The sequence below is a fragment of the Methanophagales archaeon genome, from assembly GCA_021159465.1.
Classification (GTDB): Archaea; Halobacteriota; Syntropharchaeia; order Alkanophagales; family Methanospirareceae; genus G60ANME1.
The window spans coordinates 1-23,871 of the sequence record JAGGRR010000052.1; the positions used below are offsets into that span (position 1 = coordinate 1).

31 protein-coding genes are annotated in these 23,871 nt (G+C 45.8%); 26 read left to right on the forward strand and 5 right to left on the reverse strand.

Annotated elements, in window-relative coordinates:
* Nucleotides 1-240 precede the first annotated feature (240 nt).
* Entirely contained in the window at nucleotides 241-2,286 is a 2,046-nt protein-coding gene (locus J7J01_02860; protein MCD6209831.1) for a DEAD/DEAH box helicase, read from the reverse strand.
* 64 nt (nucleotides 2,287-2,350) lie between these two features.
* On the opposite strand from J7J01_02860, the gene J7J01_02865 reads away from it, so the two are divergent.
* The 4 genes from J7J01_02865 to J7J01_02880 all read left to right on the forward strand — a co-directional run bounded on the left by J7J01_02865 (nucleotide 2,351) and on the right by J7J01_02880 (nucleotide 3,534).
* Nucleotides 2,351-2,665 carry a 50S ribosomal protein L37ae gene (locus J7J01_02865; GenBank protein MCD6209832.1) on the forward strand — a complete coding sequence of 105 codons (315 nt, stop codon included), beginning with the start codon at nucleotides 2,351-2,353 and terminating at the stop codon, nucleotides 2,663-2,665.
* The gene (locus tag J7J01_02870) at nucleotides 2,658-2,813 is read left to right on the forward strand and encodes a DNA-directed RNA polymerase subunit P (protein MCD6209833.1); all 156 of its coding nucleotides are present in this window, start codon (nucleotides 2,658-2,660) and stop codon (nucleotides 2,811-2,813) included. Before J7J01_02865 ends, J7J01_02870 begins: the two co-directional genes overlap by 8 nt.
* A gap of 17 nt (nucleotides 2,814-2,830) precedes the next feature.
* Nucleotides 2,831-3,127, forward strand: coding sequence for a hypothetical protein (locus J7J01_02875; protein MCD6209834.1), 297 nt, complete (start codon nucleotides 2,831-2,833; stop codon nucleotides 3,125-3,127).
* A 62-nt stretch (nucleotides 3,128-3,189) separates the two neighbouring features.
* Nucleotides 3,190-3,534, forward strand: coding sequence for a hypothetical protein (locus J7J01_02880; protein MCD6209835.1), 345 nt, complete (start codon nucleotides 3,190-3,192; stop codon nucleotides 3,532-3,534).
* A gap of 30 nt (nucleotides 3,535-3,564) precedes the next feature.
* Here J7J01_02880 and J7J01_02885 read toward each other — a convergent pair whose 3' ends face one another.
* Nucleotides 3,565-4,590, reverse strand: a complete 1,026-nt coding sequence (locus J7J01_02885) for a hypothetical protein (protein ID MCD6209836.1) — start codon at nucleotides 4,588-4,590, stop codon at nucleotides 3,565-3,567.
* Nucleotides 4,591-4,657: 67 nt separating this feature from the next.
* Here J7J01_02885 and J7J01_02890 point away from each other — a divergent pair, with 67 nt between their 5' ends.
* From J7J01_02890 to J7J01_02905, 4 genes are read left to right on the forward strand one after another with little or no spacing between them, the layout of a single operon-like run.
* Nucleotides 4,658-5,377, forward strand: a complete 720-nt coding sequence (locus J7J01_02890; GenBank protein ID MCD6209837.1) for a nucleotide exchange factor GrpE — start codon at nucleotides 4,658-4,660, stop codon at nucleotides 5,375-5,377.
* 48 nt (nucleotides 5,378-5,425) lie between these two features.
* Nucleotides 5,426-6,613: an NTP transferase domain-containing protein gene (locus J7J01_02895; GenBank protein MCD6209838.1), complete on the forward strand. Its 1,188-nt coding sequence runs from the start codon at nucleotides 5,426-5,428 to the stop codon at nucleotides 6,611-6,613.
* 2 nt (nucleotides 6,614-6,615) lie between these two features.
* Nucleotides 6,616-8,496, forward strand: coding sequence for a glutamine--fructose-6-phosphate transaminase (isomerizing) (glmS, locus tag J7J01_02900; GenBank protein MCD6209839.1), 1,881 nt, complete (start codon nucleotides 6,616-6,618; stop codon nucleotides 8,494-8,496).
* Nucleotides 8,493-9,065 carry a hypothetical protein gene (locus tag J7J01_02905; protein MCD6209840.1) on the forward strand — a complete coding sequence of 191 codons (573 nt, stop codon included), beginning with the start codon at nucleotides 8,493-8,495 and terminating at the stop codon, nucleotides 9,063-9,065. The genes glmS and J7J01_02905 overlap by 4 nt, the downstream gene beginning before the upstream one ends.
* Here the strand turns inward: J7J01_02905 and J7J01_02910 are convergent.
* From J7J01_02910 to J7J01_02920, 3 genes are all read right to left on the reverse strand, one after another.
* Complete coding sequence (locus J7J01_02910; protein ID MCD6209841.1) at nucleotides 9,062-9,454, reverse strand: 30S ribosomal protein S8; 393 nt, start codon at nucleotides 9,452-9,454, stop codon at nucleotides 9,062-9,064. The two genes, J7J01_02905 and J7J01_02910, sit on opposite strands and share 4 nt — an antisense overlap.
* Before the next feature lie 13 nt (nucleotides 9,455-9,467).
* Nucleotides 9,468-9,623, reverse strand: a complete 156-nt coding sequence (locus J7J01_02915) for a 30S ribosomal protein S14 (protein MCD6209842.1) — start codon at nucleotides 9,621-9,623, stop codon at nucleotides 9,468-9,470.
* Nucleotides 9,624-9,711: 88 nt separating this feature from the next.
* Entirely contained in the window at nucleotides 9,712-11,133 is a 1,422-nt protein-coding gene (locus J7J01_02920) for a radical SAM protein (protein ID MCD6209843.1), read from the reverse strand.
* 467 nt (nucleotides 11,134-11,600) lie between these two features.
* Between J7J01_02920 and J7J01_02925 the strand changes: the two genes are divergently transcribed.
* The 18 genes from J7J01_02925 to J7J01_03010 all read left to right on the forward strand — a co-directional run.
* On the forward strand, nucleotides 11,601-12,191 hold the full coding sequence (locus J7J01_02925; GenBank protein ID MCD6209844.1) for a cysteine hydrolase: 591 nt from the start codon (nucleotides 11,601-11,603) through the stop codon (nucleotides 12,189-12,191).
* 2 nt (nucleotides 12,192-12,193) lie between these two features.
* Nucleotides 12,194-13,666 (forward strand): tRNA guanosine(15) transglycosylase TgtA, encoded by a 1,473-nt coding sequence (gene tgtA / locus J7J01_02930; GenBank protein ID MCD6209845.1) that lies wholly within the window; start codon nucleotides 12,194-12,196, stop codon nucleotides 13,664-13,666.
* Between the two features lie 68 nt (nucleotides 13,667-13,734).
* Complete coding sequence (locus tag J7J01_02935) at nucleotides 13,735-14,706, forward strand: 50S ribosomal protein L3 (GenBank protein MCD6209846.1); 972 nt, start codon at nucleotides 13,735-13,737, stop codon at nucleotides 14,704-14,706.
* Nucleotides 14,707-14,711: 5 nt separating this feature from the next.
* Nucleotides 14,712-15,509, forward strand: a complete 798-nt coding sequence (locus J7J01_02940) for a 50S ribosomal protein L4 (GenBank protein ID MCD6209847.1) — start codon at nucleotides 14,712-14,714, stop codon at nucleotides 15,507-15,509.
* Between the two features lie 2 nt (nucleotides 15,510-15,511).
* Nucleotides 15,512-15,760 carry a 50S ribosomal protein L23 gene (locus tag J7J01_02945; GenBank protein ID MCD6209848.1) on the forward strand — a complete coding sequence of 83 codons (249 nt, stop codon included), beginning with the start codon at nucleotides 15,512-15,514 and terminating at the stop codon, nucleotides 15,758-15,760.
* Between the two features lie 16 nt (nucleotides 15,761-15,776).
* Nucleotides 15,777-16,499 (forward strand): 50S ribosomal protein L2, encoded by a 723-nt coding sequence (locus J7J01_02950; GenBank protein ID MCD6209849.1) that lies wholly within the window; start codon nucleotides 15,777-15,779, stop codon nucleotides 16,497-16,499.
* Nucleotides 16,500-16,536: 37 nt separating this feature from the next.
* Entirely contained in the window at nucleotides 16,537-16,950 is a 414-nt protein-coding gene (locus J7J01_02955) for a 30S ribosomal protein S19 (protein ID MCD6209850.1), read from the forward strand.
* 7 nt (nucleotides 16,951-16,957) lie between these two features.
* On the forward strand, nucleotides 16,958-17,443 hold the full coding sequence (locus J7J01_02960; protein ID MCD6209851.1) for a 50S ribosomal protein L22: 486 nt from the start codon (nucleotides 16,958-16,960) through the stop codon (nucleotides 17,441-17,443).
* The gene (locus tag J7J01_02965; protein ID MCD6209852.1) at nucleotides 17,444-18,103 is read left to right on the forward strand and encodes a 30S ribosomal protein S3; all 660 of its coding nucleotides are present in this window, start codon (nucleotides 17,444-17,446) and stop codon (nucleotides 18,101-18,103) included.
* Entirely contained in the window at nucleotides 18,100-18,309 is a 210-nt protein-coding gene (rpmC, locus tag J7J01_02970) for a 50S ribosomal protein L29 (GenBank protein ID MCD6209853.1), read from the forward strand. The genes J7J01_02965 and rpmC overlap by 4 nt, the downstream gene beginning before the upstream one ends.
* Complete coding sequence (yciH, locus tag J7J01_02975; GenBank protein ID MCD6209854.1) at nucleotides 18,306-18,626, forward strand: stress response translation initiation inhibitor YciH; 321 nt, start codon at nucleotides 18,306-18,308, stop codon at nucleotides 18,624-18,626. Before rpmC ends, yciH begins: the two co-directional genes overlap by 4 nt.
* Nucleotides 18,623-18,898 carry a ribonuclease P protein subunit gene (locus tag J7J01_02980; protein ID MCD6209855.1) on the forward strand — a complete coding sequence of 92 codons (276 nt, stop codon included), beginning with the start codon at nucleotides 18,623-18,625 and terminating at the stop codon, nucleotides 18,896-18,898. The genes yciH and J7J01_02980 overlap by 4 nt, the downstream gene beginning before the upstream one ends.
* Nucleotides 18,895-19,239, forward strand: coding sequence for a 30S ribosomal protein S17 (locus J7J01_02985; protein MCD6209856.1), 345 nt, complete (start codon nucleotides 18,895-18,897; stop codon nucleotides 19,237-19,239). The genes J7J01_02980 and J7J01_02985 overlap by 4 nt, the downstream gene beginning before the upstream one ends.
* A 113-nt stretch (nucleotides 19,240-19,352) precedes the next feature.
* Nucleotides 19,353-20,597, forward strand: a complete 1,245-nt coding sequence (locus J7J01_02990; GenBank protein MCD6209857.1) for a methanogenesis marker 15 protein — start codon at nucleotides 19,353-19,355, stop codon at nucleotides 20,595-20,597.
* A gap of 40 nt (nucleotides 20,598-20,637) precedes the next feature.
* On the forward strand, nucleotides 20,638-21,477 hold the full coding sequence (hisF, locus tag J7J01_02995) for an imidazole glycerol phosphate synthase subunit HisF (protein MCD6209858.1): 840 nt from the start codon (nucleotides 20,638-20,640) through the stop codon (nucleotides 21,475-21,477).
* 372 nt (nucleotides 21,478-21,849) lie between these two features.
* Complete coding sequence (locus tag J7J01_03000; protein MCD6209859.1) at nucleotides 21,850-22,593, forward strand: sulfite exporter TauE/SafE family protein; 744 nt, start codon at nucleotides 21,850-21,852, stop codon at nucleotides 22,591-22,593.
* 375 nt (nucleotides 22,594-22,968) lie between these two features.
* Nucleotides 22,969-23,202 (forward strand): hypothetical protein, encoded by a 234-nt coding sequence (locus tag J7J01_03005; protein MCD6209860.1) that lies wholly within the window; start codon nucleotides 22,969-22,971, stop codon nucleotides 23,200-23,202.
* A gap of 427 nt (nucleotides 23,203-23,629) precedes the next feature.
* Nucleotides 23,630-23,871: hypothetical protein (locus J7J01_03010; protein MCD6209861.1), on the forward strand; the 242-nt coding region annotated here is incomplete at its 3' end.

Sequence of the window (23,871 nt, forward strand, 5' to 3'; positions counted from 1 at the left end):
CCTTCAAAGCACATTGCGAGTATCACGACCTTCAGCATCGTTATAGCTTCACTTTTGATAGATTGGAGAGGGATATGATGATCTTTTGTGAATGGTTGGTGGAGGGAGTTAATCCTTCCTAAGCAATTTAAATTGTGAATGTAGCAGGAAGCCCCTTTCGTTTAATTTAAGTTTGATCTAGTATATCTGAAAAGAAAATGAGTGATCCGGGAATAATAATGCAATATATCCTCAAGAGTTTTAAGTATTCACCATTAGAGCTTCTTCCTTCAACTTCGTAGCTCGCCGTGTGCCAACACCAGGGATTCGTTTCAGACGTGCCAGGTCTGCTTTTGCTACTTCTTCATGTGTTCTGAAGCCCGCGGAATATAGATTCCGTGCTATTACCCTGCCAACGCCCTTTATTTTGACCAGGTCCAGTAGATCATGCCTGACACCATGTCTTATCCTATCTTCCAATTCATTCAGTCTGGCATACACCGGTTCGAAACCGAGGTAACGCGCTATACGCGCGGCAGCATAACTCAGCCATTCCAGCACATAGAGGTTAGTATGCACCTCACCGGGATAAACGCCGAATTTCGACTTCAATTCCTGATAGCTCAGCTCGTCTATCCACGCATGTGTTACGATAGCGCTACCGAGTGCATACCTGGAGGCATACACCAGCTCAAGATTCTCAGTGAGGCTAGTTGCAATCGTGAGTGCTTCTTTCACCCTTAAAGGAGGCACTTCCTCACATCTGCATAGAAGCAGCAGGAGTTCGAAATCAGATAGCGTGGATTGCAATTTAGATTTGAGACTTGTTAGACCTTCCCTCAGGTCCAATGCGGAGTTTATGGAGAGATACAGCCTGGAAGAGAGTTTACCAAATTCCGTTGGTCTTAGTCTTATGTCCTCTTTATCTTTATCTATTCTTATGAGTCCTTCTAACTCCAAATCCAGTAATATCTCATTTAATTGCTCTTTAAATACCGCCACTTTCGTCCCTTCCTGATATGCATAGAATGTACTATCGAGGAACTGTTCTATCTGCTCTGCACTGCGTGCACCGGCAACGATGGTGGCGAGTATCTGTTCTGTCAGACTATCCTGCGAGAATTGCGATTCTATCCGTTCAGGTTCCCCATTTATATATATCTGCTCTATCTCACTCCGTTCCGCTTCGTCCCTCGCCACTATCAGTCCCAACCCGTAATCGTCATGTTCCGGTCTGCCAGCACGACCAAATACCTGCTTCACCCAGCATACAGGCATCGGCTCCGTTCCACGGCCGGGAGTGAAGAACTTATAATTCCTGATGAGTACCACTTTTGCGGGTAATGAAACACCCATAGCGAGTGTGGGCGTGCAGCAAATCACCTTCAAGCGATGAGCGAGAAAAGCCTCTTCCAGTGCATGCCTCTGCTCCGGATGTAGCCATGAGTTGTGATAGGCAACCCCATGCCTGACCATCTCACCGAGGTCATCAATGCCGATATCAACGCGTTCGGCGAGTTCGTCCAGAGAAGGGTCGCTATCCATAAGTTTTGCCAGCTTGCGTGCGAATGAAGCAGCTCCTCTCTTCGTGTTCACGAATACAAGAGCCTGAGAACCATTCTTTACCTCCTCCAACACACGTTCCACTATTATACTATCATTCGGTGCAACGAATACCTCCTCCTTTAATGGTACAGGTCGCCATTCGGATTTCACAACGTAAGCATGTAGCCAGTTAGCGAACTCATCCGCGTTTTGTATCGTTGCAGAGAGTGCAATGACCCGCGCAGAAGGATTGAAACTCAAGAATCGGGCTATAGCACCTTCTAATCTCGGTCCCCTCTTATCTTCTCCTATTACATGCACTTCATCCACCACAATGACTGTGATACCTCTCATCCATGACGGTTTCAATCTCGTGAGTGAGTCGAACTTCTCCAATGTGAGTACTATGATATCATTCCCTGCGAGGTACCTTGAGGAACTTTCGTAATCGCCTGTTGATATACCAATCCTGAGGAAAGAGTATTTATCTTTAAAACTCCTGTATTTCTCGTATGCCAGTGCATTCAGGGGTACAACATAAAGGCACTTCCCTGATGCTGTTAGAATGGATTTCAACATCACCAGTTCCGCCAGCAGCGTTTTACCACTGGCTGTGGGTGTGGCAATGACGAAATTTTGCTCTCTTTCGAGTAGCCCTGCATTTATCGCATCTTCCTGTGGAGGATATAGCTCGATATCACCGATGGATGATATTAGCTCCAGCTCTTTATCTTTACAAATATCCAGATCCGATATCTTCATTATCCTATTCTGTTAGTGTTATTAAAGAGTGATTATATTTAACAGAGAAAGGGAGTGAAGGTAGATGGTACGGAAGCATAAGAAGCGGAAGAAAGGGAAAGTAAAAACTGCGGGCAGGTTCGGTGTGCGATACGGCAGGAAGATAAGAAAGGCGGTGGCGAGTATCGAAGAGCAGACCCGAGCGGCACATAAATGCCCGCGGTGTGGAAGGAAATCAGTAAAGAGAGTGGGTACTGGCATCTGGCACTGTTCTAAATGTGGCTATACATTCACAGGTGGCACATATATACCTCAAACGCCGATGGGTATAGCGGTACAGAGGGCGATAAGGAGGGAAGTAGAGGGTGGCGCAGGGACAGGGATGATAGGAGGTGAATAGTGAATTAATGGCATATTACTGCCTGAGATGCAAGAGGGTTGTGGAGCTGAAAACAGACTATCAGGGAGTACGCTGCCCTTACTGCGGCTATCGAGCACTGAAGAAGGAGAGACCGGCAATGGTAGTGAAGAAGGTAAAAGCTGTCTGACAGGAATAGAATGGAGAATGGGGATAGAGTTTGAGGTGGAGGTAGAGATAGGAGTAGAAGGAACAGAGTCTTTTCTGAAGACGGTTTATGAATCTATAAAGGAGGAGCAAGAGGAGGGTAAAGGTGAAGTGAATACAGTGCTTAGAGATGGGCTATTATATGTGAGTATAGGCGGCAGTAGCGATGAGATTGCGAGATTGAGAGCGGTGGTGAACACATGGCTCCGGCTTTTAAAGATAGCGGAAGATATGGTAGAGGTAATTAAAGAGATGAGTGAGCAGAAGGGCGTTGGAGTGATTACAAAGGAGCCCTAAACCTATAATATAAAAATCGAAAAGCATTTTTATACATTGATTTCTATCATTGGTGTAGAGTAATGGAAGAAGAGAGTGAGGAGAAGATACCAAGAACCTTTATTATGCGGGTAGATGATTTTAACCGCGAGAGTGAAGCGATATTCAACGAATTTGAAGCGATAAAAGAGAAGTATGAGAAGGGAGAAGATGTGATGGATGATTTGAAGCGGTTCAGAAGCAAACGACCGGGTATCTTCGCTTTGATTGATGATATCTACCACAAGGAAGTCGAATTTGAGGATAAACTGGAACGTGCACGAATAGATGATGATAAGAAGCAGAAGATGCTTGAATTCAAGCAGCGATTCGCTGAACTGGCTGATGAGATAGACCTGCTCGTTCTTGGTGAGCTGGGTTTGGGGTGATAGCCCGAAAAACGCTGACTGCTGGATGGTTTAATAATTATTGGCTATTTCTAATAGCTTCGCCACTGCATATGCTGGTAATACCGCTGATAATCGCCTATCCCATAAGGGGGTTAGTAATTCCATATCCAATGCTTTTGCCGCATCTTTAACGATGAACTCACCGATACCGGCTGATATTACTTCGTTCAGGCTGTATCGCTCTTTCATTTCGCGCAATGCTGTAATTAATTCATTAACCTGGGCATCCTTCACCTGAACTGCGATGCTGAGTGCACCCTCCTCCCCTATCTCCTCGAGGTCGCAGCATAATACCCGTGCAAGCCTTCTCATTGCACTTTCTCTGCTCTTCGCTTCTGTCTCAGTAGCGAACGCATAGCTGTTTGGGCTTTCACATTTATAATCCACACGGGTTATATCACCAAGTACGAGATAGGCATCTGCAGTTATTGCAAATAATTCCGAAGAAGTTGCATATTCCTCTCCCCTCAATTTGACTTTTCTCAGTAATACTGCCACATTGGTCCTTAACACCCCCGAATAGAGCAGTTCATGCGCATGCGAGTGCAGTCGTTCAATATCGCTTCGCTTCGCTTTTATCTCTCCCCCCACTATTGGTATCACATCGGTTGTGGTACTTCCGCAATCCACAAATATCACATCCCTGTGCGTCATAGATACAAGTTTTGCAGATGCGAGCCAGTTTGTGGAAGCGAACGCAAGAGGGTCTTCCTCTATCGCTTCACCATGCCTGAAGATACCACTTCTATCGAGGTATTCCACTTCCACACCTTCAAATATCGTGGATGCCATATCCCGAATCTTGAGCACCCCCTCTCTCCTCGTCCTGAAACAGTCGCACAATTCGCCGGTCATCACCACTCCCACACCCTCGATATCCATACCGGTATCTTCCAAGCGAGCACTCGCGTGGCGCAACACATCATATAAAATTGTCCGGTCCTGCCACAGAGGCGCGTAAATAGAATCCACAAGGGAGCTATCAGAGGTGGCTATCTTCGTGTTCGCGCCTCCTATATCTATACCTAAAAACATCTTCTTTCATCTCCTTTTCTTTCTATAAAATAGGTTTATCATATCCAGAGAGAAGAATTTTTTATATATGGAGGATGACAGTGCGAGGATAAAGGCGAGGATAGAAGAATTGGAGACCGAAGCTAAGGATTATTCAGCGGCAGTGGAGAACGAGCTGAGCAAGTTGAGCGGGCTGAAGGGCGAATTGAGCGGTATAATAAATGAGCTGGCTCGAATAAGATCGAATTTAGAGAATAAAGATGAAGATAAAGATAAAGATAAAGAAATAGAGGATATAGAGGATGCTATTGCTATACTGAGCGAAGAACTGGAATCGAAGAAGAAGGAGGCTGAAGGCATATTCAAAGGTGAGCAATATCTAACTGAATTGAAGTATTTGAAAGCGGACTTCGAGAATTATAAGCGCCGGATGGCGAAGGAGAAGCGTGAAGCCGCTAATTATGCACTTGAATGCTTTATTACTGAATTACTGCCCATCAAAGACTCGCTGGAAGCGGCTATAATGCATGCGAAGACGAATAACAAGCCTGAGGGGCTGGTGAAGGGTGTGGAAATGACAATGAAGCAATTTGAAGAGCTTCTGAAACGAGCAGGGCTTGAGGAGATAAAGGCAGAGGGTGAGAAGTTCGACCCATTCAGGCACGAAGTGGTCTCAAGAGAGGAGAAAGATATGCAACAGGAGAATACTATCACTGAAGTGGTCAGGAAGGGCTATGTATTCCATGATAAAGTCCTGAGACCCGCACTGGTGAAGCTTGCCATGAGAAAAACCTCAAATACTGAATAGAAATAGATAGGTAGAAGATTTTTAGAAATTAGAGTGAAGATTATAGAGATGAAGATTAAACAGGCGGTGGTACTTGCTGCGGGTGAGGGTGAGAGGTTGAGACCGTTCACGGCTTCAAAGCCGAAGGTAATGATAAAAGTGGCAAACAAGCCGGTTCTCCAGTACGTGGTGGAAGCGCTGGCGAGTAATGGAATAAGACAGATTATATTTGTGGTCGGGTATAAGAAAGAGAAGATAATGGATTATTTCGCTGATGGAACCCATTTTGGTGTGGAGATAAAATATGTAGTGCAGGAGCACCTGCTTGGAACCGGCAATGCATTGAGGCATGCATCAGAAAAGGTAGATGCTAATGCTCGATTCCTCGTTCTCCCTGGCGATAACGTGATAGACGCAGCTACAATTGCGGAACTGCTACTTGCGGATGAGAATGCGATACTGATAAAAGCGCATGATGACGTGAGCAGATACGGGGTCGTACTACTGGAGAACACGCATGTAAGGGATATAGTCGAGAAACCGAAGTCTGAGGTAGAGATAAGCAATCTGGTAAATACCGGTATATACGCCTTTGATAGGACGATATTCGATTTTATAGAGGATGAACTGCCCGTGGGCTTGATGAAGATGATTCATGCAGGCTACCAAGTAAAAGCTTATGAAACTCATGGCGCATGGCTCGATGCCGTTTATCCATGGGATATCCTCCGTCTGAACGATATAGTATTGAAGAGCACCGGAAGCAAGATAGAAGGTAAAGTGGAACGTGGTGTCACAATTAGAGGTAAGGTCTCAGTGGGTAAGAACAGTGTGATAAGGGCGAATTCATATCTGAAGGGACCTGTGCTCATAGGTGAAAATTGCGATATAGGTCCCAATGTCTGTATCTTCCCATCCACAAGCATAGGTAACGATGTCGAAATAGGCGCTTTTACTGAGCTCAGGAACTCTGTGCTGATGGATATGGTTAGCATAGGCTCTTTCTGCTCCATCCATGACTCCATATTTGATACCGGTTCGCATCTGGAGGGCGGATTTGTGGCACGAAGCGGAGAGGGCAATATAGAAATCGGAGGAGAACACCACAGAGTGAAGGTAGGAGCAATGGTGGGCGAATATTGTGAGATTGGTAGCAATGTAATAGCCACTGCAGGAACCATAATAGGGAATCATGTAGCGATAAAGTCAATGAAGGAACTGAGTGGGAGGATCCCGGATGGGAGTCTGGTGGTGTAAAGATGTGCGGGATAGTGGGTTATGTGGGGGAGCGGGCTGCACTACCGATTCTTCTTGGCTCACTACAACGGATTGAATACCGCGGTTATGACTCCTGTGGCATTCTGGTGCAGGATAACACAAATGGGGAGGTGCATCTATACAAAGGGCTGGAGTCCATAGCGAACTTGATACAGAATCTGGATATCTCTCAGTTCCCCGGCACCATCGGGATTGGGCACACACGATGGGCAACACATGGTACACCCTCGGAACGAAATGCACATCCACACATGGACTGTAAAGGAGAGATCGCGGTTGTTCATAACGGCATAATAGAGAACTTCCAGAGCTTGAGGGAAGAATTTTTGAGCAGCTGCAGGTTCAAGTCTGAGACGGATACCGAGGTGATACCGCATCTGATAGAGAAGGTACTGATGAACGCACACGCACATAAAGAGGGAACCGCATCTTTCACTCCTCTCTCACTTTCACTCTCACCCTCGCTCACCGCAGATGAATGGTTACTGAAAGAAGCAATAAGAGAATCATTGTCATACCTTACGGGCTCTTATGCGATAATAGTAGCAGTAAAGGGCTTTGATGGACTTATAGCAGCGCGTAAAGAATCCCCACTCATCATCGGGCTCGGCGATAGAGAGAACTTCATAGCATCAGATGTGCCTGCTGTGCTGGAACAGACGAACCGGGTGATATATCTTGAGGAAGGCGATCTCGCAGTGGTGAAGAAAGACAGTATATACATAGAAAATGGCGCGGTGGAAGTGACCAGAAGTAGAGGGGCGAGTATGATTCCCTGGACGATAGAAGATGCGAGGAAGGGCGGCTACGAGCACTTCATGCTGAAGGAGATACACGAGGAGCCAAGGGCGATTATAGATACGCTCAGGGGCTATTTAACCGACGAAGGTATAAATCTTGGGATTGAGATTAAAGATAACATCAACATTCTGATGATTGCCTGTGGTACCTCATATTATGCTGCATTGTGTGGCAAATATATAATAGAACATCTGGCAAAGATTCCAGTACGTGTTGAGCTCGCATCTGAATTCAACTATTCCGATTTTGTGCTCGGTGATGACGTGACGGTGATAGCGATAACACAATCAGGCGAGACTGCTGATACACTGATGTCATTGAAGAAGGCGAAGCGATTTGGATGCCGGACAGTAGCGATAACCAATGTCCTGGGCAGCTCAGCAACGCGAATCGCGGATGATACAATATATATCAGGGCGGGACCTGAGATAGGCGTGGCAGCTACTAAGAGCTTCATCGCGCAGCTTATTATCCTCTATCTGCTTGGGTTCTACCTCGCTATGAGACCAGAGCATGAATTTGAGGAGTGGATAAAGGAATTGAAGCGAATGCCTCAGCTCGCTCAGATGGTACTTGAGGATACAGATGCCGAAATCAGGCGATATGCACGCTATCTTGCAGGGTTTGAGGATGTATTCTTCATTGGACGCGGTGTGAACCTGGCGCTGGCATTTGAGGGTGCACTGAAGCTGAAAGAGATATCGTATATACATGCAGAAGGTTATGCCGCAGGCGAGCTCAAACATGGACCTTTCGCATTACTCACGGGAGATACACCTGTGGTTGCGATTCTGAGTGGTGGTAATGTATACGAGAAGACACTGGGTAATATAAAGGAGATAAAAGCGCGTGGTGCACCGGTGATCGCCATTACGGTAAAAGGTGATGATGAAGTGGAGAAGTATGTGGATGCCGTGATACATGTACCGGATACCGAAGATATATTCTCGCCTATCCCTATTACTGTTGCACTCCACCTGCTTGCTTACTGGACCGCAAGAGCACGTGGTTGCGAGATAGATAAGCCGAGGAATCTTGCAAAGAGTGTGACCGTGGAATGAGCACCAGAGGTAGAGGATATGGAAACAGTCATTCGAGAATCACGCTGATTGTTATCATCAGCATTATCGCCATCGCTATCATAGGTTATCTGGGATATTGCCATTATTATCATCCTCAAGAAGCTGAAGAAGCTGCGGTGGCAATTGCACCAAAAGAGCTCCTTGGGATGGAGAAGAAGACCGTTGCCAGTGGTAAGGATGCTCTTATGCTCGTAAAGCAATCCCACATGGGTAAGATTGAGCATGTTCGCGACATGGCAATCATGCACTACATGAATATGAATGGCAGTAAGTTCTTAACCCTATGGACAACCCTGTATCCCAGTGATGAAATAGCATACAACGAGACCCGTAAGATGGTAGCTGGGATGCGCAACTGGGGTGGTGGCTGGGCATCCAACCTGAATGAGACCACGATTGCCGGTAAGCAGATTTACCTCACCTCACCTGATGGCATAACTTACCATTACTTCTGGGCAGACCACGAATGGGTCTTTTATATTGTGCCACACAATTTCTCGGATGACGAGCTCAAAAAGGTCATCCTGACATTGAATTTAGGAGATTAATAAACGAAAGCGAGCAATTGCCCACCTAAACCCGCTTCTATCGCTTTGTTATGCGACATAACGCCCTTTGATGTGCTGATTATAAGCATACCGAAATCTCGTGCGGGTAAGAACCTCTTCTCCCATTTCTCATATTCCCGCACACGAACGAAGAACCTGGGCTTTATCGCATTGCAGTTGTTTATCCTGCCTCCAAGCTTTACTTTGAATACTCCACCTCTACCATCTTCTATATACTCGAACTCCTCTATATAGCCACCTTCCTTCATTACTCCCAGTACGTTCCCTATCAGCCTGGAAGCAGGCTTTATACTACATTCCATCTTACCTACACGTTCTGTATTCTTTATATGAGATAATGCATCTGCAAGTGGGTCATTCAGTGTCATTCTTCTCCCTCCATCAATTGTATTTCTTAAACCCTATCTCCCTCGCTATCTCCCTGAAGCACTGCCGGCAGAGATAAATCCCGTATCTGCGGACCAAACCCCGCTGCCTGCCACATCGCCTGCATGCATTTGCGCCCCTTCCAAACCTCTTATCTTTATTCCTCTCCATTGCTTCTCTTCCTATAACATATTCTTATCCATACCTATCTATTCATTACACTACAATAAAATAAAACAATAAACCCTCACCTGTCTCTTCAGACACGCCGGTGTATATTGTTATAAGAGCAAAAAGGTACAATTCTGCCATCCGGCAAGCCGTAATGAATTACACAACGCCTTAAACGCCCGAGATCGAAGTTATAAGAGTCCATGAAATGCATGGTACCTATGAATAGGAGTTTGAAGTGCAGAGAGCTCAGGTCATGATAATCGTGGCTTTTTATGACACTAATAAATAACTTCTTCAGCAATTCCAGTCTGATACTCCTCAATGCCGCAATAAGCGATATCTTACCCCGCTCTTTGTCTTTATATATCGCCGCCAGCCTCTCCATATCTACATACCTCGTTATCGGCTCTGGTTTATTTTTATCATCCAGGAACACAAGGTAGGAGAACGCACCACATGCGAAATGACATCCGACTTCCGATTTACCGATGGATGTAAGTAGCATACTCATCAAAGAAGGAGGGAAGAAATCGTTCTTATGCATGAAGCCCGTTTGCTCTTCTATCGCTCTCAGAACATCCGATACTGTTATACGTTCATCTGCCCGATAGGGCGTTCTACCACAGAATGAGATTGGCTGGAAATTCACACCCCGTATAATATCCCTGTTCTCTATTGCGAATTTTATGATAGCGCCGATCTGATCATCATTGACGCCCTTAACAAGCGTGGGTACGAGTACGATTGCGGGTTTAGGACCTGCTTTTCGATGGTTCTCTATCGCTTTCTTCTTTATTGCAAGCAGTTTCCGACCACGCAACTTCTCATAGGGCAAGTCAGTCACCCCATCGAACTGGAGATAAATAACACTTGTACCTGCGGATTCTATCTCGCGGCAGTATTCCGCGCTCTGTGCCATCTTTATGCCGTTTGTATCCACCTCTACATGCTCGAATCGCTGTCTCGCATACGATATCAGCTCCGGCAGGTCTGCTCTGAGTGTGGGTTCGCCGCCACTGAATTGGAGTCCCGCGGCATTTGTATTTGTGGCGAAGTTGTCTATAATAGCTTTTATCTCATCCGCCGTTGGGTCTTTACCGTATCCATGTTCATGTTCATGTTCATGTCCATATCCGTATCCATTGCTACTTGCGAAACATACCGGACATCTCAGGTTGCAACGACTGGTCACGTCTATGATACCGAGCACAGTGGGAGATTCATGGCTCGGGCACAGCCCACATGCAAAAGGGCAACTGGCATTTTGCCCGGGTTCGGATTCGGATTTGGATTCGACACTCACCACTCTCACATTCCGTATCCGTACATCCTGCGCTTTAAATCGCTTGTATAACGGATAATCAGACCAGTAGAGGTCTTTGAAATGTCCATGTTCTGGGCAGTTCTTAGCGATGTATACCGCTCCTCCGTCTTCATACAGGCGCGCATCTATGACGCGATGGCAGACCGGACAGATGCTCTTTGTGACTCCTATAGCGGTTCTCATTTTGTTATTTCAACGATAATATAAATTTATCTATAAAAACAGTAGTTCCGAAAACTATGGAGTTCCGAGCGCTGCAATCCATACTGGAAGTAGCTTTCCTTCAATCTATCAGCTAAAGCCTCAAAACATATCTCTGTTGGGAGTTCAACGTTTTCATAGCTTCTCTTTTACCATTCGCTCCCATGAATCGCATCTAAATCGTTTCATAACTTCCATAACTGATTTATTAAACCCAGTGGACAATTTAAAAGGATTTTCGTTCTTATCGCACTTGATTTTATTTATGTTTTATCTAAAATCTAAAATGCATGCGTCTTCGCCTATGGTTCTGTGAATCTCATCTATCCTATGCTGGATTCTTTCTTTCAAACGCAGATGTTTGTAGACTGCGAAAGATAGGTTTAACCTTTCTATGCTCTAATAATTATCAATTATCGGTAAGGTCATGAACAAAAATGGAAATGAGAATGAGAATTCATGAAAAAGTGGTATTGAATCCAAGCGAGACGGCGGTGCTGGTAGTGGACATGCAGAAGGATTTCTGCTATGAAGATGGAGCTTTATTCGTTGGTGACCCGGTAAGAAGGATAATCCCGAATATAAGGGCTCTTTTAGAAGAGGTGCAAAGAAAGGGGTTACAAATCATATTCACCCAGGATTGGCATTCTCCAGAGGATGATGAGTTTGCGGTATGGGGCAGGCATTGTGTTGAATATACAAGAGGCGCGGAACTAATAGATGAGTTAGCAGAAGTAGAAATAGAACCAAAGGCAAGAGCTTTTGTAGTGAGAAAACAGAAGTATACCGCATTCTTTGAGTCCAAGTTGGAGGAGCATCTAAGGGAAAAAGGGATAAGAAATCTGATAATCGTTGGTGTAGCTACGAATATATGCGTGCTCCATACTGCGATAGACGCATCACTGCGGGACTTTGAGATAATAGTACCAGAGGACTGTGTTGCAGCGTTGAGCGATTACGAGCAGGAATACAGCCTGTATCATATAAAGAAGGTATTGAACGGGATTGTCACAAGCTCAGATGCGCTTACGTTTCAATAAATATGAAGGATAGATGTGCAGAATTTGAGGTACTGCATAAGGACCTGATGGGGCGAATAGGCAAGCTCCGAACAGAACATGGATACGTGGAGACACCGCTAATCATGCCCGTGATAAACCCGAATATAATAACCATCGAGGCGGCACGGATGCATGAGTATGGTGCGGAGATGCTGATCACGAATGCCTACATAATTTACAAGAAGGCGGAACTGAGAGAAGAAGCACTTAAACACGGTGTTCACTCACTGTTGAGCACGGAACTGCCAGTAATGACCGATTCAGGGGCTTATCAACTCTCTCAGTATAGCGATGTGGAAGTGAGCAACAGTGAGATACTGGGATTCCAGCGGTGTATAGGCTCTGACATCTGTGTGCCACTGGACATACCAACACCACCGTATGTTAGCCGTGAGAGAGCGATGCGCGATTTAGAAGAGACACATAAGAGACTAAAGGAAGCGAGGGGAATAATAAATGATAGAATGCTTACGGGCGTTGTGCAGGGCTCTACATACATGGACCTGCGTGAAACGAGTGCAAAACGAGCTGCGACTATTGGATTTGATATCTATGCGATAGGGGGTGTAGTGCCACTACTGGAATCATACCAGTTCGATACACTTGTGGATATAATCACGGCTGTGAAGAGGAACTTACCGCTGAATGCCCCGATTCATCTCTTTGGTGCCGGACATCCTATGCTATTCGCACTGGCAGTTGCCCTCGGTTGTGATATCTTTGATTCCGCGGCGTATGCAATATATGCAAAGACAGGGCGCTATATAACGTGTGAAGGTACGAAGAAGGTGCAGGATTTGCAGTTCCTGCCATGTTCGTGCCCGATATGTTCCACTTATACACTGGATGAGATGAAGAGTAGCACAGATTTACTCGCAGAGCATAACCTCTGGGTAACATTTGAAGAGATGCGAACGGTGAAGCAGAGTGTAGTGGAAGGAAGCCTGTGGGAGCTATGTGAGAGGAGATGCAGAGCGCATCCTGCTTTGTTCGCTGCGTTGAAGCGCATAACGAGATATTCTGCACTGATTGAGAGATATGACCCGATAACGAAGCACCCTTTCTTTTACCTCAGCGAATGTTCCGCTCACCGACCGGAGGTATTGCGATATTCTAAGAGACTGAGTAGATTCCGGTTTTCAGGTAATGTTCTCCTGACAACCTCGAGATACCCTGGACCGGAGTATGAAGGGATGTTTGACCATCTGTTATTGGTGAAACCGCCATTCGGTCCCTATCCGATAGAACTGGGGGAGAGTTATCCGGTGGGACAGGCGGAGATACCGGCTGAGCTGGATGAAGAAGCGGAGATGATAGCGCTGGAGAACGTGTTGAGATTATTGAAAATGAATACAGGGGAAGCGAGCTTTGTCTTTCGCTGCGCTCGCAGGTGGGCGAGGCACCCATTGATAAGAGAGATAGGGAAATATGCGGAGGTGGAATTCGAAGATTGATGATTGATTATGCTTATATTATTTTTAGCATTTATATAATCCTATTCTATCAATTGTTTTAAAATAAAATGGCTAAGAGACATAGACCAAGAAGGGGTTCATTGGCTTTCTCGCCACGGAAGAGGGCAAGAAGTGAGACCTGCAGGATAAGGAGGGAAGTAGTAGTACTTGGGAAGCAAATACAGGGCTTTGTAGGTTATAAAGCCGGCATGACCCATCTTATTCTGAATGATAATTATCCACATAGCCTCACAAAGGGAATGGAGATATCCGTTCCCGTAACGGTAATAGAGACACCACCGGTGAAGGTGGAGGGTATTCGGCTTTATAAAGATACAGTATATGGGATGAAGGCACTAACAGAAGTATGGGCAGATGGTGACCTGGACAGGATAGCAGATATCATCAATGCAGACGGAACAGACGGAATGAGTTTGAGTATGAGTATGCGGCTGATAATCACCACTATTCCAGAGCTTGTGAGCGGAATACCGAAGAAGAGAGGCGATTTGATGGAGTTGAAGATGAGTGGTGTGGTGAATGAAGATCTCGAATATGCGCGGAAGGTTCTTGGGAAGGAGATAAGAGTTGAGGATGTATTTAAAGAGGGCGATTTCGTGGACGTTACTGCAGTGACAAAGGGGAAGGGGACACAGGGTCCTGTAAAGCGGTGGGGTACAATGGTACAGAATGCAAAAGCGAAGAAATCAGGTAGAGGGCGTCATGTGGGGTGTATCGGTGGATGGCGACCACGACGTGTGAGATGGAGGATACCACAACTTGGACAGACGGGATATCAACAGCGCACGGAGTATAACAAGAGGATATTAAAGATAGGAATGGATGGTGCGGAAATAACACCTGAAGGTGGTTTCTTGCATTACGGATTGGTGAGAAATGGTTATATCCTGGTAAAAGGTAGTGTTCCCGGTCCAAAAAAGAGGCTGATACGGATCTCACACTCTATACGCCCTTATCCAAAATTGGGTGCTGCACCTGAGATCATATATATAAGCAGGGAGTCACAACAGGGGAATTAGAGGATATGATGAGCGAAGCAGAGAGGAGAGTGAAAGTACTGGATCTATCAGGTAATTCCATAAGGGAGACACGTCTGCCGGGGGTATTCAGGGAAGAATATCGTCCTGACCTGATAAAGAGGGCTGTTCTTGCTATGCAATCGCATCGCTTACAGCCAAAAGGCACAAGTCCACTCGCAGGCAGGAAGACCTCAGCTGAAAGCTGGGGTGCGGGCAGGGGTGTCGCGAGAGTGCCCCGTATAAAGAACGGTAGGAGAGCAGCGAGAGCTCCACAGGCTGTTGGTGGTAGGCGAGCACATCCACCGAAGACTGAGAAAGTACTCAAGCGTAAGATAAACGATAAGGAGAGACGCAAAGCAATAAGGTCCGCCATCGCTGCTACCATAAACCCGGAACTCGTGAGGAGCAGGGGACATAAGTTCAGTGAAGGTGTCGTATTGCCGATAGTGGTTGAGAACTCATTTGTCACGCTGGAGAAGACTGCGGATGTGGAGGAGTTCTTCCGGACCATCGGTATAGAGGCTGACCTGCTTCGAGCGCGGGAGCGGAAGATAAGAGCAGGAAGAGGTAAGATGAGAGGCAGGCGGTATAAGACGAAGAAGAGTGTATTAATAGTTATTTCTGGAGATGAAGCCGAAGACCCGGGTAACATAAAGATAACATCCAGTGCAAGGAATTTACCGGGTGTGGATGTATCTTATGTAGGTGCATTGAATGCCGAATTACTTGCCCCGGGAACGCATCCCGGCAGGTTGACCGTCTGGACCGAATCATCATTCATGAAACTTGGTGAATTGAGATGAAGATGACCTTGAAGCATATTGTGGCTACGGAAAAAGCAACAACGATGATTGATTCGGAGAACAAACTCCAGTTCATTGTTGATATAAGAGCGGACAAGCGCGCGATAAAGGAGGAGGTGGAACGGATATTTGAGACTCCGGTAAAGAATGTGAGGACGATGATTACATTTAAAGGTGAGAAGAAGGCGATAATAGAATTTGAAGAAGAAGGTAAGGCAAAAGAGATAGGTACATCACTCGGTATATTATAGTTTAGTTATAGGAGAAATGGGGAAGAGAATAATAGCACAGCGTAGAGGAAAAGGGTCGCCGGTATTCACAGCGCCCTCGCATCGTTATAAGGGTAATCTGGAACATGTGCGAGTGGACGGTAACGAGCCAGTAACAGGGAGAGTCGTTCAGATACTGCACGACCCCGCGAGAAGTGCGCCAATTGCCCGATTAAGGACAAATAGAGGGGAAGAGCGGTTCATGATTGTACCGGAAGGCATAGGAGAAGGTGAAGAGGTTACTTATGGGGAATCAGCGGCGATAAAGGTCGGGAATACTCTGCCATTGCGGTGTATTCCTGAAGGTATTGCAGTTTGTAATATAGAGGGTAATCCCGGTGATGGTGGTAAGTTCGCAAGAGCTTCGGGCAATTACGCAACGCTGGTGACACATGAGGTGGAGACGGGCAGGACTCTTGTGGTGATGCCCAGCGGTAAGAAGAAGTGGCTCTCCGGAGATTGCATGGCCACCATAGGTGTAGTAGCAGGTGGAGGGAGAACGGAGAAGCCATTTGTGAAAGCTGGTAAGAAGTACCATAAGATGAAGCCTCGCGCTGCGCGATATCCGAGGGTGAGGGGTGTGGCAATGAATCCTGTTGACCATCCTTTTGGTGGTGGTGGACATCAGCATATCGGTAAGTCAAAGACGCCAGGCAGGGGTGCACCACCAGGCAGGAAGGTGGGTAACATAGCAGCAAGGAGGACAGGGTATAGAAGATGAAAAAGATAAATAAAAGAAGATTAAATGAGTGATAGAGATGGCGAAGAAGAGGGCAAAAAGTACACTGAAGAGGAAGGAAGAGGAGTTTAAATATCGGGGCTATACAGTGGCGAAGCTGAGGAAGATGAAGCTGGAGGAGTTAGCGGCGTTATTACCAGCGAGGCAGCGCAGGAAATTGAAGAGGAAGTTGAGAGAAGAAGAGGAGAAACTGCTGGAGAAGATAGAGCAGCGAGAAGAGGTTAAAACGCACCTGAGGGATGCAATCGTGTTGCCGAGCATGGTAGGGAAGAAGATAGGGATACACAATGGTAAAGGCTTTGATTACGTGGAGATAAAGCCTGAGATGATAGGGCATTACCTGGGCGAGTTTGCAATGACGCGAAAGAAGGTGGTACATGGAGCTGCAGGTGTGGGAGCAACGAGGTCTTCAAAGTACGTACCACTGAAGTAGAAAAAAGATGGGCAGGGTAAGATATTGTGTGGATTCTGAAGTTATAGGTTCTGATTCTGATATAACGGCAAAGGCAATGGCTTATGAGCTTCATATCTCACCAAAGCATGCGTATGAGATATGCAGGGTGTTGAAGGGTATGAGAGTTGAAGATGCGGAGCGGTATCTGGAGGCTGTACTGGAAGGGCGAGTGCCTGTCCCATTCAAGCGACATAAGAAGAAGGTGGCACATCGTAGAGGGCTGATCAATTGGTATGCAGGCAGGTATCCAGTGAAGGCGAGTGAAGCAATATTGAAATTGATAAAAGAGGCGAGAGCAAATGCGGAATATAAAGGGCTCGATCCTGATGTGATGCGGATATGGCATATAGGAACGAAGAAAGGCAGAGTTATAGAGGGCATGATGCCAAGGGCATTTGGTCGTGCAACGCCGAAGAATACCGAAACTGTCACGGTTGAAGTGATATTAAAGGAAGAGGGGGAGCTGAGGTAGGTGATAGAGAAACTGTTTGTGAGGGAGGGAATAAAGAAGGTAAGACTGAACGAGTTTTTTGAGAAGGAATTAGAGAGAGCAGGCTATGGGGGAATGGAGATAAAGAGGACACCGATGGGCACGCAGATAACGGTGAAAGTCGAGAAACCCGGTATGATAATAGGTAAAGATGGTAGGAGGATAAAGAGATTGACAGAAGAGGTTGCCATGAGGCATGAATTGGACAATCCCCAACTTGATGTGCAACCAATAGAGATACCTGACCTGTGTGCAACTTTGATGGCAAACCGATTGGCGAAGTTGATAGAGCGAGGTTGGCATTTCAGAAGGGCTGGCAGGTCTATGTTGCAGCGGATAATGGAGAAGGGTACTTTTGGCTGTGAGATAGTGATGTCAGGCAAGTTGAAGGGGCCCCGAGGACGAACGGAGAAGATGGTGGAAGGATATATAAAACACTGTGGCGAGGTAGCGGAGGAGATGGTAGATCGTGGTTATGCAATAGCCAAAGTGAAATCAGGTGTTATAGGTGTGCAAGTCTGGATAGTAAGACCAGATGCTGAGCGACCGGATGCCTTTCGTATAATAAAGAAGGAAGAGCCGGAAGTTAAGGAAGAGGAGGTAAATAAAGAAGAGGAGGGAGACGGAGATAGGAAGGAATGAGTATATTTAGAATTGAAGATATAAGGAAGATGAGTGAAAAGGAGAGGAGAGAAGAGTTGGAGAGCTTGATCTCTGATTTATTGCGTGAGCGAGGGACGGTAGCCACTGGAGGTGCATCTGAGAATCCTGGTAGAATAAAGGAGATAAGGAGGACAATAGCGAGGATAAAAACAGTAGAGAGTGAAATAAAGAAAGGTATAAGATGAAAGAGGATAAAATGAGTACACAGATCTGTGATAAATGTGGTTTACCGATAGATTTATGCATCTGCAAAGAGATAGCGAAAGAACAACAGGTGGTTAAGGTCACGACGGTGAAGAGAAGATTCGGGAAGATAACAACAGTGATAAAGGGTATAGACAAGAAGGAAGTGGACCTGAGAGGGCTATCAAAGGAGTTGAAGTCACGATGCGCATGCGGTGGTACGGTAAAAGAGGGTTGTGTGGAGTTACAGGGTGACCATAAAGCAGAGGTGAAGAAGGTACTGCGTGAGATGGGCTATCGGTTAGAGGATGAGAGTTGAAGATTAAAGATTTGCCCCAGGAGGAATTGATTGGGTTGATAATGGAAGTAGAAGAGAGCAGTAACAGGGATATGGAAGGACTGTTTGGTAGGATTGTGGATGAGACGAGGAACACCTTTGTAATAGAGACAGAGCAGCAGGAGGAGAAGCGAATCCCGAAGGCTGGGAATATGTTCATATTTGTCCTTGAAGATGGTACACGAGCGAGGATAAGAGGAGATAAGCTTCTGGCGAGACCTGAGGACAGGATAAAGAGAGGTATGCAAAGATGAAGCGGGATATAGGAATAGATGTTAAGGAGCCAGATCGTGAATGTGAGGATATTAACTGCCCTTTCCATGGTAGGTTACCGGTTCGCGGGCAGATAATAGAGGGAGTAGTGGTGAGTGATAAGGCGGCGAAGACAGTTGTGGTAGAGCGGACGTATATGAAGAAGATAAGGAAATACGAGCGGTATGAAACGAGAAGGTCAAAGATTCATGCACATAATCCGCCATGTATAGCTGCGAAGGTAGGCGATGTGGTGAAGATTATGGAATGTCGCCCACTAAGCAAGACGAAGAGTTTTGTTGTGGTGGAGAAGCTATCGCTATCACAACAAGGAGAAGCATGAATTTATAAATTTACTTCGTTTAATATATTTGAAGCTTTAAGGTGATGCGGGAATAGCAAAAAAATATTTAGTTTAAATCCTGCATTGGTGTATAGTATTGTATTATGGCCAAGATGGAAGGAGAAGGTGAGGGAGAGATAAGAATAGCACAGGTCTCCTGCGGCACTATTTACGGCAACGTGCAGCATGAGATAGAGCGTGCGGCGGAAGAAGTAGGAGCCGAGATATTCGTGCCCGAGGTTGACCTGGACTATGTGGCATCGAAGACCGAAGAGTTCGGCTATGACATGAAGAACAGTTATGGGTTGAGTGTGGCATTAGCAAGGGGGTATGCAGTGGCGGAGGGTTTGTGTGATGCCGATGCGGTATTCGTTGCCGGGTGTCACAAGTGCCCAAGAGGAGCGGTGATAAGGACAGAGATAAGGCGCATTATCCAGGATAGGACGCAATTACCAGTAGTTATGTATCCTTTTACAGAACGAACGAAAGCGGGTGAGTTATTGACGCGGATGGAAGCGCTGGTAACGATAGTGAGGAGGCGGTGGATACTGGAGCGAAAGGAGCAGGAGGGGCTCACAGCAGGTATAGATTCAGGCTCTACAACCACGAAAGCAGCGGTAATGCTCGATAACAAAGTACTTGGTGCAACATGGTCGCCCACGCGAGAAGTTGTGGACACTGCGGAGAAGGTATTTAGTAAGGCGCTTGAGCTCGCGGGTGTGAAGAGGAGCGATATAGAAGCGCTTGGAACGACTGGGTATGGAAGACATCCGTTAGGAGAGCACTTCAAGGCAGATCTGGTACAGGAGGAATTGACGGTGAACTCAAAAGCAGCGATGTATCTCGCGGGTATAGAAAAGGGTGAGGCGATGATCATTGATATCGGTGGTATGGACAACAAGATAATAACAGCAAATGATGGGATACCTGATAATTTCACTATGGGCGGGATATGTGCAGGTGCATCAGGTAGATTTCTGGAGATGACAGCACGAAGGCTGGGTGTGGACGTTGTGGAGATGGGAAAGCTGGCACTGGAAGGTGACCCATACAAGGTGAAGACAGATAGCTATTGTATCGTATTCGGGATTCAGGACCTTGTATCCGCACTCTCAATGGGTGCGAGGCGCGAGGATGTAGCAGCTGCTGCGTGTCATTCGGTGGTGGAGCAGGTGAAGGAGCAGTTGTTACAGGAGATAGACCTCAGACAGCCCGCGATAGAGGTAGGTGGTACTTCTCTGGTGGCTGGCGTGCCAAAGGCGATGAATGATGTGCTCGGATTCGATGTGATAGTGCCGAAATATCCGCAGTATATAGGTGCGATCGGAGGTGCATTGCTCTCTTCATCCTTCAGATAGCAGCAATAGCGTTGCATTTCTATTGCGTGATGTGTTTGAGATGTTAGCAAAGCGGATTATACCCTGCCTGGACTGTGACTTAGGTGTACCAGGTGGACGTGTGGTAAAGGGAGTGGAATTCAAGCACATCACGTATGCAGGTATACCCTGGGAGCTTGCAGCGGAGTATGATGACCAGGGCGCTGATGAACTCGTATTCCTGGATATCACGGCGTCGCATGAAAGGCGAGAGACAATGGCGAATGTGATAGAGAAGGTTGCGAGTAAGGTCTTCATACCGCTCACTGTTGGAGGTGGTATACGAAGCATGGAAGATGCGAGGCGGATATTCAATGCAGGTGCTGATAAGGTCTCTGTGAACACTGCTGCGTTAAAAGACCCTGAACTGGTGAATGCACTCGCTGCACGGTTCGGTTCGCAGGCGTGTGTAGTGGCAATAGATGCAAAGAGGCGGTATCTGCGCAGTGAAGAGGAATTGGAGAGGGCAATGGATGAAGACAAGGAGATAATAGATACGGGGGAGGGGAAATGCTGGTTTGAATGCTCATTTTACGGCGGCAGGAAGTTCACGGGCGTAGATGCACTGGAATGGTCGAAGGAAGTAGAGAACAGAGGAGCAGGTGAGATTCTACTCACCAGTATGGACCGTGATGGGACAAAGGACGGGTTCGACTTGGAATTGACTGCGGCAGTTTGTGAGCGTGTGAATATACCGGTTATAGCCTCTGGAGGTTGCGGCACGCCCTCGCACATAAAGGATGTCTTCACCTACACCGATGCTTCCGCTGCACTCGCGGCATCCATATTCCACTATAAAGAATACTCAATTCATGATGTCAAACGCTATCTAAAGGAGAATGGCGTTCATGTTCGGTTGTGAGTGAACTACCCCAGCTTACGCAAGGGACTTCCCGTCGACAAAGTTAAGCGAGGAGAAAGCGTTACGAGAGATTGAGTTAAGGTATATTCAGGAGCTCAGGTGGTTTTAGGGCATAAAAGTTCAAAAACAGAGGAAATATGTATACGTACGCATGTGAGTAACAAGGATATAGGTAAGATTAAAAGTCCGTTGGACAACTTACAGATAAACGGGGGAGATGGTTAAAATTAAAGATGGAGGAGTTCGACCAGAGGGATGTATATGCAAACCATGTTCTGATATACCGCTAAATTAGAATAATATACGGACTAAGTTCGGATATTATACACCGTTAGCAGAAATTCAGGGGCAAAATATGATGAGAGGGATAAAATGGAACCAATAACACAAATGCTGATATATCTTTTTATAGGTCTTTTTGCCGGATTTATGAGTGGTATGTTTGGAATAGGCGGGGGCTCTGTTAGGACACCTTTACTTTATGTTGCTGGATTGCCTTTACTAAGCGCTTTTGGAGTAAATCTATTAGTTATACCATTCTCCTCTCTTATTGGCGCTATAAGTCACAGAAAGAATATAGATTGGGAAATTGCTCGATATGTAATAATTGGCGGTATAATGGGTACTTTAACAGGGGCATTTTTAACGGGATTTATACCAACCTTAGTTCTAGCGATTATCTTTGTTATTGTTTCTATCATGACGATATTCGGGATTTATTTCGATAGGATTTTCCCAGAAATTGCTCAAAAAATTAACCCAAGTGCGAAGATTGTCATTTTAGGGACATTCTTTCTCAACTTTCTAACAATTCTACGTGGAGGTAGTGGGGGTAGTTTATTTCCCCCTTTCCTAAAAATAATAGGACTTAGTATTCGAAAAGCAATAGCCACATCACTGTTTGCGACTATTTTTACAGCAATTGCAGGAGCGTTTGTGTTTTGGTCTCGCGGCAATATAATGTTTCTCCCCGCTGTAGTGGTAGTCGTAGGCTCAATAATTGGAGCCAGAATAGGTAGTTTAATGTCTTTGAAGACAAAGCCACTGTGGCTAGAAATTGGGCTTTCATTATTCATTGTGATTCTCGCAATAATTGTGCTGGTTAAAGCAATATGATGACTGGAGAAGGTTGCATAACTGTGAAGATGTATTTTGCCCCCTCCCCGAACTCTGCGGCAACTTCGTTGCCTTGCCCTCACCTCGTTCGGGTCATATAACAGTAACAGCGGATAAAAGAGAAATCTTTAATTTCCCCAAATTGCCTTCGGCAACTTCAGATACACGCGGAACTGTAGTGTGGAATTCCTCATATAGGAGGAGGATGAAATGATGAAATTGCGTTGGATATGTATCAAAGGGTTCAGGTCAATTCGCAAGATTAACTTTAGATATGGACGACTTTATGTGCCTTATTGGTCAAAATAATCATGGGAAGTCAAATAAAATATCTTTTACGCCCTTAATTTGTTTCTCTCTTCGGGGAGGAAAGGAGTGACACCTGAAATCTTCTTTCGTAGTCCTACCGAAGCAATGGATGAAATAATCATCGAAGGACAGTTTGAAGAACTATCAGAATCAGAAATGCAGAATTTAGGTCCTTGGACTGTGGAAGGAACACTTACTGTTTGCAAAAAAATATTGGATTGGAGACGACGGAAAACCGCAAGTTTCATACGAAGCTTTAGTGGGGCTACCAAGAGAGGAATAGCGCCGGGAGGATTTTAGTGATTATTCAAATAGAGATACAGTTTCAAACTTGCCAATTAGGAATTTTTGCATGAAACTGGCTATATAACCAAACGAATCTACAAAGAAGCTGTAGAAAGGTATATTCAAACGCATAAGGATGAGATTGAATGGGTGCAAGAGAGGTGTAAACCCTGCTGGGTACAAACAGGTTTTCATAGGTGTTCGGATAAGAGATGGTGATTCCAACTTTGTGCCATTGATACTCTTTTAAGAAATACTGCACGAGAGGGTGGACTTATCATAAGGGAGCGTAAAATTGAGCCGGTTATTCTTTTCTGGATGTTAACGCTCGGATTTGGTACAACATTTACCTCGGCCAGGGATGCAATCCAAATGTCAAACGAGAGAGGCTGATGGATAGATGGATTACTTAACCGAACACACATGAAGGCTGGATAGTTTCATGGTGGCAGGAGGAATTCTATTCCTTCTCGTATCCTTTGATCTCCTGCGTGAACATAAATATATGGTGAAGGCGACAGGCAGAGGAGGGATAGGTGCAGTGCCAATAGGGACACCCCTACTTGCCGGCCCAGGTGCTATAACAGCTGTTATGATGATTATTACAATCATGGGGTCCTTTAGTTACTTTAGTTACTTTATTCGCTATATTATCCGCTATCATTGCCACCAAGTTGATATTGG